Here is a 13848-nt window from a genome sequence, read left to right as displayed (position 1 = left end):
ATGCGTAGAGAACCTCTCCACGACAGCGCTCACCGCGCCGGGCCCCACCGGCCGGGCGAGAACACCCGCGCGGTCCACCTGCCGTCCCCGCCCGTGCCCCAGCAGACGCCGACCGGGCTGCCGGTGTGGCGCACCGCCGCGTTCGGGTTCGCCGGGGCCGCCGAGCACACCGAGCTGCTGACCGGCCGCGCCGCGGGCTACTCCTACAGCCGGCTGGCCAACCCCACCTCCGACGCGTTCGCCGAGGCCGTCGCCGCGCTGGAGGGCGTCCGGCTGGAGGAGCCGGCGCGGGGGCGGGCGTTCGCGTCCGGAATGGCCGCCGCGACGGCGGTGTTCCTGGCGTTCGCCGAGGCCGGCACGCACGTCGTCGCGCCCGCCGCCGTCTACGGCGGCACCTACGGGCTGCTGACCGGGCTGCTGGCGCGGTTCGGCGTCGAGGTCACCCTCGCCGACCTGTCCGACGCCGACGCCGTGCGCGCCGCGATCCGTCCCACCACCCGCCTGGTCTGGGCCGAGACCCTCGCCAACCCCACGATGGCGGTGGCGGACCTGCCGATGCTCGCCGAGGCCGCGCACGCCGCCGGGGCGCTGCTGGCGGTCGACTCGACGTTCGCCACGCCGGTGGTGTGCCGCCCGCTGGAGCACGGCGCGGACCTGGTCGTCCACTCGGCCACCAAGTACATCGGCGGGCACGGCGACGCGACCGGCGGGGTCGTGGTCGGCCGGGCCCCGCTGCTGGCGGAGGTCGTCCGGGTGGCGCACCTGACCGGCGGGTGCCTGGCTCCCGACGAGGCGTTCCTGCTGCGCCGCGGGCTGGAGACGCTGCCGCTGCGGGTGCGCCGCCAGTGCGACACCGCCAGCATGTTCGCCGCCGCCCTGGCCCGGCACCCGGCCGTGCGGCGCGTCGACTACCCAGGCCTGCCCGACCACCCGGGGCACGCGGCGGCGCGGCGGCTGTTCGACGCGGGTCCGGAGGGGACGCGGTTCGGGGCCGTGGTCACCGTGACCCCGCACGGCGGCCGCGACGCCGGGCTGGCGCTGGTGGACGCGGTGAAGCTGGCGAAGGTCGCGACCTCGCTCGGCGGGACCTGCACGAAGGTGTCGCACGTGGCCACCACCACCCACCACCAGCTCGACGACGCCGCGCTGGCCGCCGCCGGGATCGACCCGGGGGCCGTCCGGTTCGCCATCGGGCTGGAGGACGCCGACGACCTGGTGCGCGACGCCACCGAGGCGCTGGACACCGTGCGGCGGGTGGTGGCGCGCGCCGGGGGGCCTCCCGCGCCGCGGACACCCGAGCCGTCACCCGTGGCCGACCTGGGCTGATCACCGGTAGGCTCGGGCATCATGTCCCAGGCTTCAAAGATCCGCGTGGCCGTGGTCTTCGGCGGACGCAGCTCCGAGCACGCGATTTCCTGCATCACCGCCGGCGCGGTCATGGCCGCGATCGACCGGGACCGGTACGAGGTCGTCCCGGTCGGGATCGCCCGCGACGGGCGCTGGGTGCTGCCCCCCGCCGACCTGCGGCTGACGGTCGAGGAGGGGGTGCTGCCCGAGGTCACCGGCGAGGGCGTGCCGCTGGCGCTGTCGTTCGACTCCGGGGCCTCGCGGCTGCTGGCGCTGGGCGGGGACGGCCCCGCCCCGGTCGAGGTCGACGTGCTGCTGCCGCTGCTGCACGGCCCCTACGGCGAGGACGGCACCATCCAGGGCCTGTTCGAGCTGGCGGGCGTCCGCTACGTCGGCGCGGGCGTGCTGGCCAGCGCGGTCGGCATGGACAAGGGCTTCATGAAGCTGGTCTGGGAGGCGCGCGGCCTGCCGGTCGGCCCGTACGTGCTGGTCGGCGACCGCGAGTGGCGGCGCGAGCGCAAGCGCAAGATCGACGAGATCAAGGAGCTGGGCTTCCCGGTCTTCGTCAAGCCCGCCCGCGCCGGGTCCAGCATGGGCATCAGCCGCGTCTCCTCCGAGGAGCACCTGGAGGCGGCGGTCGAGGCGGCCCGCGAGCACGACCCCAAGGTGATCGTCGAGGCGGCGATCGTCGGCCGGGAGATCGAGTGCGGCGTGCTCCAGGGCCTGGACGACGCCCCGCCGGAGGTCAGCCTGCCCGCCGAGGTCGTCATCCAGGGCGAGCACGACTTCTACGACTTCGAGACCAAGTACCTGGACTCGGCGACCTCCATGGCGATCCCGCCGGAGCTCCCGTCGGGCGCGGTCGAGGAGATGAAGGCCATCGCGGTGCGGGCGTTCGAGACGCTGGACTGCGAGGGGCTGGCCCGCGTCGACTTCTTCTACACCGCCGACGGCCGCTGGCTCCTCAACGAGATCAACACCATGCCGGGCTGCACCCCGTCGTCGGCGTTCCCGCAGATGTGGGCGGCGAGCGGCCTGGACTACCCGGCCCTGGTGGACCGGCTCATCCAGACCGCCCTGAGCCGCCCGGTCGGCCTGCGCTAGAGCCCGCGTCAGAACCGCACCCAGTCGCCCGTCCGGAAGGTGGCGGCGTCGGTGGCGCGCGCCCCGTTGGGGGAGAACGTCCACAGCGTGTCGCCGACCATCAGGGAGCGGCCGATGGCGTTGTCGTACTCCCCGCCGGGGTGCTCGACCGTCCCGGCGCGGCGCAGGCCGTTCCCGTCCACCTTCAGGGCGAGGGCCTGGGACGTCCCGTCCCGGTGGCGGTTCACCGGGATCACGGTCAGGCCGGTCTTCGGCCAGTACAGGAACGCGTGCGGGTCGAACTCGGTCTGCGATCCGGTGCCGGGCAGGTGGAACACCCCGACGCGGCGGGGCGCGGCGGCGACGTCGAACAGCGACACCTGCGTGCCCTTGGTGCGGCCCTGGTCGTCGGCGTCCTGGCCGACGCCGAGGATCCGGCCGTCGGCCATGGGGTGCAGGTACGCCGAGTAGCCGTTGATCTTCAGCTCGCCGGTGACGCGCGGCCGGGCCGGGTCCCTCAGGTCGACCACGTACAGCGGGTCGGTCTGCCGGAAGGTGACGACGTAGGCGTTGGTGCCGAGGAACCGGACCGAGTGGATCCGCTCGCCCTTGCCGAGGCCGTCGACGGTCCCGGCGACCTTGAGGGACGGGCCGGTCTGCCGCAGGACCCGGACGGCGCTCTGGGAGCGGGGCGCCCTCTCGCCGGGCCTGGTGAACGGCGTGCCGTCGGTGGTCGCGACGCGCAGCAGGCCGCCGTGCTCCGACATCGAGTACTGGTTGAGCAGGTGGCCCGGCACCGACCCGGACGCCTCGTACCTGAGCCGCCCGCCCGCGCCGACGCTGAACCGGTGCAGGTCGGTGCGCTCCTTGACGTCCTGCGGGCGGACGGGGCGGCCCCACGTCCCCGGTTGCGGGGGAGTGCCGGTGATGTAGAGGGAGGAGCCGTTGCCGTAGACGGTCTGGCCCTCCCCGACGACGGCGGTGGCGCCGGGGTCGCCGAACGGCCGGGTCAGGTCGAGGGTGAGGATGCTGACCACGCTGGTGCCGGTGGCGTCGGCGGGGCGGGACACCCGTTCGCAGGGCACCGTGTGCCGCGTCCCCCCGCCGGTCTGGAACGTCGGCAGCCACGCGCTGAGCGGGGCCTTGCGGACGGCCTCGCGGTTGCGTTCGGTGGCCTGCCTCTCGCCGTCCGGCCGCCGGACCGCCGGGAAGTCGATGCGCGGCGTGGAACGGACGACCACGTGCGCGGTCTGCCCGGACTGGCGGGCGTCGACGTAGGCGGCGTCGGCGGTCAGGGTGTCGACGACCTTCGGCGTCCCGGCCAGGTCGATCAGGGTGAGGGTGGTCTTGGAGGTGGTGGGCGACGGCGTGTCGGCCGGGGCCATCTCGCGCAGCAGCGGGGTGGCGGCGGCCAGCACCAGGGCGCGGTCGCCGTGCAGCAGTAGCTGCGGGTCGTTGCCGGGACGGTCCAGGTCGGGCAGGTCCAGCTTGTGGACGATCCGGCGGGTGGCGGGGTCGATGACGTGCAGGCGGCCCTTGGCGAGCGCGACGATGCGGCGGCCGTCGGTCTTGACGGTGTCGGGTTCGTCGGCCCCGGCCTCGTGCGCGTTGGTGCGGGAGTGCTCCCGGGGCGCGGCGCCCTTGGCGATGCCGTCGGCGGCCTCGGGCGCGGGCAGCGCGCCGGAGGGCGCTCCGCCGAACCGCTCCTGGAGGGCGACGACGCCGCCGAGGCCGTAGGGGCCGACGCGTTCGGCGGTGGCGGTGCGCAGTCCGTTCAGCAGGTCGTCGCAGTCGTCGTAGGCGACCAGCCGCATCGGCGGGGCGTCGGCCGGCGGGGTGTCGTCGCGCGCGCCGCCTCCGCATCCGGCGAGCAGGAGCGCGGCGGGGACCAGGGGGATGAACGCACGGGCTCGCATGGAGCTTGGACGCGCGGTCCGGGGCGCTGGTTCCGTCCTTCTCGGTGATGATCGGCTAACCGAAGCTTCAGGACGCGGAAACAGGTCCGAAACAGCCGCCGGTGCAGGATCGTGGGGTCGTCGTCCCCGCCCGGAAGGAGCCCGTGGCCTTGGTACTCCCGCTCGCCCCGCTGGAACCGGCCGCCCGCGGCGTCCCCGGGCACGACCGCTGGCACCCCGACATCCCGGCCGCCGCCGAAGTGATCACCGGGGGGTCGGTGCGGATGGACTGCCCGGCCCGCGTGCCCGGCGCCGAGCCGGTGCTGTGCGGGCCGCTGGTCGTGGTGGGCGCGGAGCCCGGCGACGTGATCGTGGTGGACGTGCTGGGGATGGGCCGGGCCGACGGCCGGTCCGCGCGCGGCGGGCATCCGGGGCTGGTCGGCTGCGCCCCGGACGCCGACACGCTGCGCCGCGCCGGGGTGGTGCCGGGCGGCCCGGCCGAGGGGGCGCTGCTCGGCCGGGTCGCGGCGGAGGCGCTGCGCAGCGAGTCGCTCGGGCGGCGGATCGCCTCGTGCGGCATCGCGCCGCTGCCCGCCGGGTCCCGGATCCTGCTGCCGGTCCACGTGCGCGGCGCGAAGCTGTCGGTCGGCGACCTGCACTTCCCCGAGCCCGGCGCGCCGGACTGCCGCCGCGCGTCCGCGCCGGGCTGGATCGACCTGCGCGTGCACCTGACGCGCCAGGGCGTGACCCGCTTCCGCGTGACGGGCCCGATGCTGATGCCGTCGCCGGACTGACCCGGCTCCTCAGGTGCCGGGCACGTGGACCAGCCGGAACTGCTGTTTCACGCTCCCGTCGCAGGGCTTGTTGAAGGCCGCGGCCCCGTACACGGTGATGCATCCGAGGCCGCCGTAGTAGGACCGCCAGGTGATCGGCTTGCCCGCCCACATGTCGTCGTAGCTGGAGGGGATCCACGTCTCCCGGGTCGCGGAGTTCGGCTCCTGGTCCCAGTGGTCGCGGCAGTAGAACTGGCGCAGCAGCCCGCCGGCCGGGAGGGAGGCCATGACGCAGTGCTTGGAGTGCCGGTTCTTCAGCACGCGGAGGTTTCCGGCGCCCTCGATCTTCCAGTGCTGGGCCCCGTAGTCGCCCTGGATGCTCTGCACGATGGGGGCCTGGGCGGCCTTGGAGTGCTCGTAGGGCATCAGCGCCTTGCCCGAGCTCACACTGATGATCCAGTAGAACGGTCCGGGCTTGGCCGCGCGGGCCTCCGCGGCCGTGGCGGCGGGCACGGCCGCCAGGCTCAGGCAGGCCGTCGCCGCCGTGAGCAGGGCGGCGCGGCGTCCCACCTTCGATGGTCTTCGCATGTCGTCGCTCCTCGTCGTGTCGGGTGACAGGAGCATGGCGCGGCGGGGCGGGGCCGCGGATCGGTGACGGCCACCGGGTTAACGTCCGCGGCCCGCCCCCGCGCTCAGCCGAGCAGGTCGGCGTTCACGCAGGTGGGGGCCTTGTCGGGGCCCTGGGTGCCCTCGGGGACGGCCGGGAGCTCGGCGTGCCGGACCCGGTAGCCCTTGCCCGACGCGTAGCTGGTGAACGGGGCGGGGCCCATGTCCATCTGGGCGCAGCGCGGGTCGACCACGCCCCAGGAGAAGCCCATCCGGTCGTACCGGTCGCCGCGCGGGTCGTCATGGACGGTGAACGTCATCCGCGCGCCCTTGGGCCACCGTCCTCCGGCGCTGGTGCCGGACACGACCGCGACGGGGCCGCCGGTCATGACGTAGTCGACGTTGACGGTGCCCCAGTTGTGCTCGCCGTTGGGGCCGGGGTGGTCGAAGCGGACGGTGCCGCGCGCCGCCCCGAAGACGATCTTCCCGTCGGCCACCCTGAACGGCTGGCCGTGGGCGTCGAACACGAAGCGGCGCAGCGGGTTCTGCGGATCGACGCTGTAGCGGACCCAGGCGTCGCCGGTGACGTGGCCCTCCTTCGACGTGGCGGGCGACGTGGTGGGCGACGTGGCGGGCGAGGCAGCGGGCGGCGCGGCGGGCGACGGGGACGCGGCGTGGGCGGAGCCGCCGGCGAGGGCCAGGGCCCCGGCGGTCAGGACGGCGGCGGCGATCGTGGTGCGCATGGTGTCTCCTCGGATCCGTTGACGTGCCGCCAGCTTCGCAACGGACCCGGGGCGGGGACTTCCCCCGCGCGGTCGAACGGCTCACCCGCGCGGGGGAGGGCGGTCAGCCCCCGCGGTCCTTCCTCTCGTGCCGGGCGATCAGGGTGTCGACCTGGACGCTGAGCTTCGAGCCGAGGGGCCAGCCGACGTAGTGGGTGAGGAAGATGGCGATCTCGCGGAGCTCGTCGGGGGTGAGCTCGCCGTTGTCGAGGGCGGCGGGGATCTGGATGTCGAGGACGTCGTTGAGGCCCTGGCCCGCGAGCATGCCGATCAGCAGCAGGCGGCGGTCGCGGAGGGTGAGGCCGTCGCGGGCCCACACCTCGCCGAACAGGTGCTCCACGGTGATGCCGAAGAAGTCGCCGGGGGCGTCGTCCATCTCCCAGCCGTAGACCCGGCGCATCATCTCCAGGCCGCGCCGTCTCCGTTCATCCACGGGGGTCCTCCTCGGGGAGGCCGAGCCCGGCGGCGAAGCGCTCCAGGGCGAGGCGGGCCAGCGGGGTGTCGACGTCCAGCTCGTCGGCCAGTTCCAGGGCGAACGCCAGGTCCTTCTCGCCGAGCGCGCGGACGTGGCGCAGGATGTCGTGGAGGCCGTCGCCGGGGTCCAGGGGCGCGGTGGTGTCGCGGAGCATGATGGAGCCGGGGCCGCCGGTGATCGCGTCGGTGTGGCGGACGACGCGGGCCAGGTCGCGCAGCGGGACGCCGGACGCCTCGGCCAGCCGCTGGGCCTCGGCGGCGGCGGTGAACGCGACGAAGTGCAGCAGGTTGCGGGCGAGCTTGGCGCGGGTGCCCGCGCCGACCGGCCCCATGCGCAGGATCAGGCCGGCCCAGGCGCCGAACGGCTCGCGGCAGCGGTCGAACGCCTCCGGCGAGCCGCCGACCATGACCGCCAGGGTTCCGGCGGCCGCGCCCATGAAGCCGCCGCTGACCGGGGCGTCCACGACCTCGACGCCGTGCGGGCGGGCGCGTTCGGCCAGGCGCTCGGCGGTGGCGGCGCGGATGGTGGAGTGGATCGCGAGCACCGTGCCGGGGCGGGCGGCGGGCAGCAGCGCGGCGGCGACCTCGTTCACCTGGTCGTCGTCGCGGACCATGAGGGAGACCAGGTCGGCGCGCGCGGCGACCTCGGCGGGGTCGCGGGCGGCCCGCGCGCCCCTGGCGACCAGCGGCTCCATGGCCTCGGGGCGGGTGTCGTAGACGGTGAGGGAGGGGCCCGCCAGGTGCGTCGCCATGGGCGCGCCCATCTGGCCGAGGCCGACGAATCCGACGTCCATCAGCGGAACACCTCGCCGCCGTCCACGTTGAAGATCTGCCCGGTGATCCAGGACGCCTCGTCCGACAGCAGGAACAGGCACATCCCGACCAGGTCCTCGGGGGTGCCCATGCGCTTGAGGGCGAGCCTGTCCCGGACGATCTTCTGGGACATGCCGCCGGGCACGACCCTCCGGTTGGCCTCGGTGTCGATAGGGCCGGGGGCGATGGCGTTGACGCGGACGTTCAGCGAGCCGAGCTCGTGGGCGAGCTGCTGGGTGACGCCGTTGACGCCGACCTTGGCCAGGCCGTAGAAGCCGGAGTACTGCCAGGCGGCGGTGGAGGACTGGTTGACGATGGAACCGCCGCCGCGCGCCCGCATGTGAGGAAGGACGGCGCGGGCGCACAGCAGCGCTCCGTCCATGTTCACCGCCATGAACCGCTTGTAGTAGTCCCAGTCCACGGTGAACAGGAAGTCCAGCTTCATCGTGCCGAAGATGGCGGCGTTGTTGACCAGGTGGTCGACGCCGCCGAAGCGTTCGGCGGCCGCCGTGGCCATCGCCTCCACCGACGCGGGGTCGGAGACGTCGGTGCGGACGAACAGGCCCTTGACGTCGTCGGCGACGGCCTGGCCGCGCTCGTCCACGTCGGCGACGACGACGTGCGCGCCCTCGGCGGCCAGCGCCCGCGCGTACGCCTCGCCGATGCCCTGCGCGGCGCCGGTGACGACCGCGACCTTCCCTTCGAACCGCACGCCCGAGCTCATGTGGTGCCCTCCGCGATGGCCTTGGTCTCCAGGTACTCCTCGAATCCCGCCACGCCCATCTCGCGGCCGATTCCGGACTGCTTGTAACCGCCGAACGGGACGTCCGCGCCGTACCAGACGCCGCCGTTGACGCTGACGGTCCCGGTGCGCAGGCGCCGGGCGACGGCCCGCGCCCGGTCCGGGTCGCCGCCGTGGACCGCGCCGGACAGGCCGTAGGGGGAGTCGTTGGCGATCGCGACCGCGTCGTCGTCGCCGTCGTGCGGCAGGACGACCAGCACCGGGCCGAAGATCTCCTCGCGGGCGGCGCGGGCGTCGGCGGCGAGCCCGGTGATCAGGGTCGGCTCGATCCAGAAGCCCCGGTCCCGGTCCTCGGGCCGCCCGCCGCCGCACGCGAACCGCCCGCCCTCCTTCAGGGCGAGTTCGAGGTAGCCCTCGACGCGGTCGCGCTGCCGGGCGGAGATGACGGGCCCGCAGACGGTGGAGTCGTCGTGCGGGTCGCCGGGGCCGAGCCTGCCCAGCGTCCGCGCGGTGATCTCGACGGCCTCGTCGTACCGGTCCCTCGGCACCAGCAGCCGGGTGGTGATCGCGCATCCCTGCCCGGCGTGCGTGACCCCCGCGAACGCGGCGTAGGAGCAGGCGGCCTTCAGGTCGGCGTCGTCCAGCACGAGGAACGCCGACTTGCCGCCGAGCTCCAGGAAGACCTTCTTCAGGTGCTCGGCGGCCGCCCTCATCACCGCGCGGCCGGTGGCGGTGGAGCCGGTGAACGACACCAGGTCCACCCTGGGGTCGGCGACCAGCCGCGCGCCCAGCGCGTGGTCGGACGAGGTGACGACGTTGAGGACGCCGGGCGGGAGGTCGGTCTCCTCGGCGGCGAGCGTCCCCAGCGCCGCCGCGCACCAGGGGGTGTCGGGCGCGGGCTTGAGCACCACGGTGTTCCCGGCGGCCAGCGCGGGGCCGACCTTGGCGAGGTTGATCTGGTGGGGGAAGTTCCACGGCGTGACGGCCGCGACGACGCCGGCCGGCTCCCGCACGACCCGGCGCAGACTGGGCATGCCCATCGGCTCGGCGCGCCCGAGGTCGGTCTCCCAGGCGTAGGACTCGGCGAGGTCGGCGAACCATCCCAGGTCCTCGACCGGGGCGTCGAGCTGGGCCCCGAAGGTGAGGAACCGCGGCGCGCCGGCCTCCCTGATCGTCAGCTCCCGCAGCTCGTCGGCGTGCCGCCGCAGCGCCTCGCGCAACTGCCGCAGGCAGCGCGCCCGCAGCGCGACGTCGGTGGACCACCCGGACTCGTCGAACGCCCGGCGGGCGGCGGCGACGGCCCGGTCCAGGTCACCGGCCGAGGCGTCGGCGGCGTGCCCGAGCACGTCCTCGGTGGCGGGGTCGACGGTCGGGAACGTGCGGCCGTCCGCGGCGGGGACCAGACGGCCGTCCAGCAACAGGGGGGACGGATCGGCAAGCAAGCGATCGTTTGTTCTGGACACGTGTCCAGACTACAGTTCAGGGCACGACGGGACGCAAGGGCTCTTCCGGAGAATTCGCTCCCGACTTCCGCTGCGAGGACCTTTCCCGCGCGGCCCTGCGTAAGAGGTCCTCGGGCAACCCTTCGGGGATTTCTCTCCTACGCCCTCGCCGTCGTCACGTACCAGATGGTGATCGTCCGCATCCGGATCACGAGAGCATGCCGGCGACGCACGCGACCGTCACCGTCCCGGCCACCACCGCGATCAGCAGGCTCATGAGGACGCCGCTCGCGGGATACCCCTCGACGTGGATCCGCTCGGGCCGGGACGGGTCGTATCTGACCGTCGTCCGGCCGCCCGGGAAGGCGGCGACTTCGGGCGGGTGCGGCTTCCCGGTCGGGGACTCCACCTGGACCCTGGCGCCGCCCGGTGGGGTGAACGCCACCACGGGGAAGTAGCGCGGATCTCCGTCACCGTCCCTGCCCTCGTGGACGCGGACCACCTCGGCGGTGATCTGCTTGCCGTGGACCCCCAGGCGGTAGCGGCCCCACACGTCCACCACGGCCGCGACGGTGACCAAGCCGAACATCGCCGCCATCATCCCCGCCGGGCTCCGAGACCAATCGATCGCTTGTTCTGGACAGGTGTCCAGACTACAGTTCGGGCCATGACGGAACGCGAGGACTACTCCGGCGAGTTCGACCCCGACTTCCGCTTCGAGGACCTGTCGAAGGAAGCCCTGGTCCGCCTGGTCCGCGAGTACGCGCTGATCCCCCAGATCCTCGACCGCTCCGGCCTCGCGGCCGTGGGCCTGCGGTACGGCCAGCAGGCCGTCGAGGAGATCGCCATCGAGGAGTGGAAGGGCGCCAGCCCCGTCTACACCGAGCGCATCCGCGAGATCATGAGGATCGAGGGGGACGGCGTCTCGGCCATCTTCAAGGCGCTCCAGCTCGATCCGGGGTTCACCTTCTCGTACATGGACGTCGAGTACGAGCTGGTCTCCGAGACCCACGGCTTCTTCCAGCTGCGCTCCTGCGGCGCGCTGCTGGACGTCGAGCCGTTCGGCGAGCGCTCCGTCAGGGGCATGTGCCACACGATCGAGGACGGCACGTTCGACATCACGGCCCAGGCGATCAACCCCAGGGCCCGCATCCGGCCGGTGCACCGCCCGCCCCGCGTCCCGGCCGGACGGGTCCCGCACTGCCGCTGGGAGGTCGTCATCGACGACGAGACCCCGGTGCTGCCCGAGGCCGAGATCACCCGCATGACGCGCGGCACCACCGCCGCCCGCCACCGGTTCCCTCCGCTGCGTGACGGAACCCCGCACATTCCGGGAGATCTGAACAGTCCGGGTTAGCGACCATGTGAAAAGTTGATCTTTATCTTCATGATCGCTTCCTTCTACCGTGGCGCTGCCGGTGATCATTCCGGCGCGCGGGCCCGGCGGGCCCGTGGTGGGGTCGAAGGGAGCCCGAGATGAAGAAGCTTCTCCTCGTTCCGGCGGCGCTGGCCGCCTTCACCGCGGCCGGGGCCGGGCTGTCCGGCGTCGCGGCCGCCGACAGCCCGGCCGTCACCGCCTGTACCACCGTCAAGGCGAAGGAGAACGTCCACATCCGGGCCTCGATGGGCGGCACGTCCCTCGGTCTGTTCTACAAGGACACGACGGCCTGCTCCATGAGCCGCCACACGTCCGCGACCTCGTACACGGCCTGCGGGGTGACCAGCAAGACCTGGTACTACATCGACTACCGGGGCACGCGCGGCTACGTCGCGGCGACCTGCGTCAGCTACGTCTGAGAACGTCCCGTGTCGCGAGGCCCCCGGCGCCCGCCGGGGGCCTTCGCCGTCGGGGATTGGTGACGCGCCTCACCAGAAGTGCCCGTTGTCCAGGGGCGACGCGCGGCGGTACCGTACTGGACGGTTCGTCAATAAGTGGTCGCTTCTTCGTCGGGAGGCAGCGTGACCATCCCGCCCACCGAGCCGGGCAACATCGTCCTCCAGGCTCGCGACGTGCGCTTCGACTGGTCCGAGGTGCCGTTGCACTGGATCCCGGGGGACCCGGTCGCCACCCACCTGATCAACGTGCTGCACCTGCTGCTCCCCGCGGGCGAGGAGTGGTTCGTCCGCGTGTTCAAGGAGGCCGTCCCCCACATCCGGGACGACCGGCTGCGCGAGGACGTGCTCGGCTTCATCGGACAGGAGGCCGTGCACGCCTCCTCCCACGACCAGGTGCTCGACCACTTCCTCGCGCAGGGGCTGGACGTGCGGCCGTTCGTGCGGCAGGTCGAGTTCCTGTTCGAAGGGCTGCTCGGCGACCGGAACCTCACCGGGACCCGCGGACAGGCGTGGCTGTACGAACGCATCAGCCTCATCGCCGCGATCGAGCACTTCACCGGCGTGCTCGGCGACTGGATCCTCAACGCCACCGCGCTCGACGAGGCCGGGGCCCACCCCACGATGCTGGACCTGCTGCGCTGGCACGGAGCCGAGGAGGTCGAACACCGGCACGTCGCCCACGACCTGTTCATGCACCTGGACGGCTCCTACCCCGCCCGGCTGCGCGCCATGGCCGAGACGATCACCGCGCTGACCGCCCTGTGGCGGCGCGGCCACCGCTTCCTCATGGCCGCCGACCCGATCGTCCAGGGCCGGATCAAGGGCGGCCTCCACCACGTGCGGCGCACCGGGGCCGCCGGGCTCACCCCCGGCGGCCGCATGGTCGCCGCCTCCATCGGACGCTACCTGCGCCGCTCCTACAGCCCCCTCAACGAGGGCTCCACCAGCCAGGCCCTGGCCTACCTCGCCTCCTCCCCGGCCGCCCGGGCGGCCCTGCGATGACCCCCTCCCAGATCCCGCCCGACCTGCGCGGACGCCGCGCCCGCGACCCGTTCTGGGTGGCCGCCAGCGCCCTGTTCAACGGCATCCAGCGCGTCCGCTCCCTCCGCACGCCGGTCCTCCCGCCCGTCACCCCCGTCGACCGCACCCTCACCACCGTCGTCCGGGAAGTGCGCCAGGAGGCCGAGGACGTCGTCGGCCTTCGCCTGGCCGCCCCCGACGGGCGCGCGCTGCCCGCCTGGCAACCCGGCTGCCACCTGGACGTCCGGCTCCCCTCGGGACGCCGCCGCCAGTACTCCCTGTGCGGGGACCCCGCCGACCGCCGCACCTACCGGATCGCCGTGCGGCGGCTCCCGCACGGCGCGGGCGGATCACTGGAGGCCCACGCCCTCGCCGAGGGCGACCTCCTCACCGTCTCCGAACCGCGCAACGCCTTCCCGTTCCTGCCCCGGGACCGCTACCTGTTCCTCGCCGGCGGCATCGGCATCACCCCCCTCCTGCCCATGGTCCAGGCCGCCCGGCGGCTCGGCGCGGACTGGCGGCTGGTCTACACCGGACGGACCCGCGCGTCACTGCCGTTCCTCGACGAGCTCCCCGCCGACCGCGTCGAGATCCGCACCGACGACGACCACGGCGTCCCCGACTGCGCCGAACTGCTCACCCGCGCCCCCGCCGCCGACGCCGCGATCTACTGCTGCGGCCCCGCCCCCATGATCGACGGCGTGCGCGCCGCGTTCGCCCCCCACGGCCCCGCCACCCTCCACTTCGAACGCTTCGCGCCCGCGCCGGTCGTGGACGGCCGCCCGTTCGAGATCGAACTGCGCCGCCGCGGCGTCACCCTCCGGGTCCCCGCCGACCGGACCGCGCTCGACGTCCTCACCGAGTACGACCCGGCCGTCGCCCACTCCTGCCGCCAGGGCTTCTGCGGCACCTGCCGCGTCGGCCTCCTCGCCGGCGACGCCGACCGCCGCCACCCGGGCGACACCGACCCCGACTCCCTGCTGGTCTGCGTCTCCCGGGCCTCCGGCGGCCGGCTCGTGCTCGACATGTGATCGG

The 13848-nt window shown here is 73.9% G+C and carries 15 protein-coding genes; 7 read left to right on the top strand and 8 right to left on the bottom strand.

The genetic code is table 11. The annotated features are described in order from the left end of the window. A complete protein-coding gene (locus AKI01S_RS19675) occupies positions 1-1326 on the top strand; it encodes a trans-sulfuration enzyme family protein (protein WP_083999853.1) in 1326 nt (441 codons plus the stop codon). A 21-nt stretch (positions 1327-1347) separates the two neighbouring features. Next, a complete protein-coding gene (locus tag AKI01S_RS19670; protein WP_067819622.1) occupies positions 1348-2451 on the top strand; it encodes a D-alanine--D-alanine ligase family protein in 1104 nt (367 codons plus the stop codon). Between the two features lie 8 nt (positions 2452-2459). Here AKI01S_RS19670 and AKI01S_RS19665 read toward each other — a convergent pair whose 3' ends face one another. Next, the gene (locus tag AKI01S_RS19665) at positions 2460-4346 is read right to left on the bottom strand and encodes a beta-propeller domain-containing protein (protein WP_067819620.1); all 1887 of its coding nucleotides are present in this window, start codon (positions 4344-4346) and stop codon (positions 2460-2462) included. Positions 4347-4489: 143 nt separating this feature from the next. On the opposite strand from AKI01S_RS19665, the gene AKI01S_RS19660 reads away from it, so the two are divergent. Further along, a complete protein-coding gene (locus AKI01S_RS19660; protein ID WP_067819617.1) occupies positions 4490-5119 on the top strand; it encodes an acetamidase/formamidase family protein in 630 nt (209 codons plus the stop codon). Between the two features lie 9 nt (positions 5120-5128). Here AKI01S_RS19660 and AKI01S_RS19655 read toward each other — a convergent pair whose 3' ends face one another. The 7 genes from AKI01S_RS19655 to AKI01S_RS50695 form a co-directional block, all read right to left on the bottom strand. Further along, a complete protein-coding gene (locus tag AKI01S_RS19655; protein WP_157419948.1) occupies positions 5129-5686 on the bottom strand; it encodes an RICIN domain-containing protein in 558 nt (185 codons plus the stop codon). A 104-nt stretch (positions 5687-5790) separates the two neighbouring features. Beyond that, a complete protein-coding gene (locus AKI01S_RS19650; RefSeq protein ID WP_067819611.1) occupies positions 5791-6447 on the bottom strand; it encodes a hypothetical protein in 657 nt (218 codons plus the stop codon). 103 nt (positions 6448-6550) lie between these two features. Further along, complete coding sequence (locus tag AKI01S_RS19645) at positions 6551-6919, bottom strand: carboxymuconolactone decarboxylase family protein (protein WP_174567399.1); 369 nt, start codon at positions 6917-6919, stop codon at positions 6551-6553. Then, positions 6912-7754 (bottom strand): NAD(P)-dependent oxidoreductase, encoded by an 843-nt coding sequence (locus AKI01S_RS19640; RefSeq protein WP_067819608.1) that lies wholly within the window; start codon positions 7752-7754, stop codon positions 6912-6914. Before AKI01S_RS19640 ends, AKI01S_RS19645 begins: the two co-directional genes overlap by 8 nt. Continuing rightward, positions 7754-8497, bottom strand: coding sequence for an SDR family oxidoreductase (locus tag AKI01S_RS19635; RefSeq protein WP_067819605.1), 744 nt, complete (start codon positions 8495-8497; stop codon positions 7754-7756). The genes AKI01S_RS19640 and AKI01S_RS19635 overlap by 1 nt, the downstream gene beginning before the upstream one ends. Continuing rightward, positions 8494-9957, bottom strand: a complete 1464-nt coding sequence (locus tag AKI01S_RS19630) for an aldehyde dehydrogenase (RefSeq protein ID WP_067819602.1) — start codon at positions 9955-9957, stop codon at positions 8494-8496. The genes AKI01S_RS19635 and AKI01S_RS19630 overlap by 4 nt, the downstream gene beginning before the upstream one ends. A gap of 208 nt (positions 9958-10165) precedes the next feature. After that, complete coding sequence (locus tag AKI01S_RS50695; RefSeq protein WP_169813979.1) at positions 10166-10546, bottom strand: DUF3592 domain-containing protein; 381 nt, start codon at positions 10544-10546, stop codon at positions 10166-10168. 78 nt (positions 10547-10624) lie between these two features. On the opposite strand from AKI01S_RS50695, the gene AKI01S_RS50690 reads away from it, so the two are divergent. The 4 genes from AKI01S_RS50690 (at position 10625) to AKI01S_RS19605 (ending at position 13844) form a co-directional block, all read left to right on the top strand. Then, entirely contained in the window at positions 10625-11314 is a 690-nt protein-coding gene (locus AKI01S_RS50690; protein WP_067819598.1) for a hypothetical protein, read from the top strand. A 119-nt stretch (positions 11315-11433) separates the two neighbouring features. Next, positions 11434-11754, top strand: coding sequence for a hypothetical protein (locus AKI01S_RS19615; RefSeq protein ID WP_067819595.1), 321 nt, complete (start codon positions 11434-11436; stop codon positions 11752-11754). A gap of 162 nt (positions 11755-11916) precedes the next feature. Beyond that, complete coding sequence (locus tag AKI01S_RS19610; RefSeq protein WP_083999849.1) at positions 11917-12795, top strand: metal-dependent hydrolase; 879 nt, start codon at positions 11917-11919, stop codon at positions 12793-12795. Beyond that, positions 12792-13844 carry a PDR/VanB family oxidoreductase gene (locus tag AKI01S_RS19605; protein WP_067819590.1) on the top strand — a complete coding sequence of 351 codons (1053 nt, stop codon included), beginning with the start codon at positions 12792-12794 and terminating at the stop codon, positions 13842-13844. The genes AKI01S_RS19610 and AKI01S_RS19605 overlap by 4 nt, the downstream gene beginning before the upstream one ends. Positions 13845-13848 lie beyond the last annotated feature (4 nt).

The sequence above is a fragment of the Actinomadura kijaniata NBRC 14229 genome (assembly GCF_001552175.1).
Lineage (GTDB): Bacteria > Actinomycetota > Actinomycetes > Streptosporangiales > Streptosporangiaceae > Spirillospora > Spirillospora kijaniata.
This window is presented reverse-complemented; position numbering and strand designations above follow the sequence as displayed.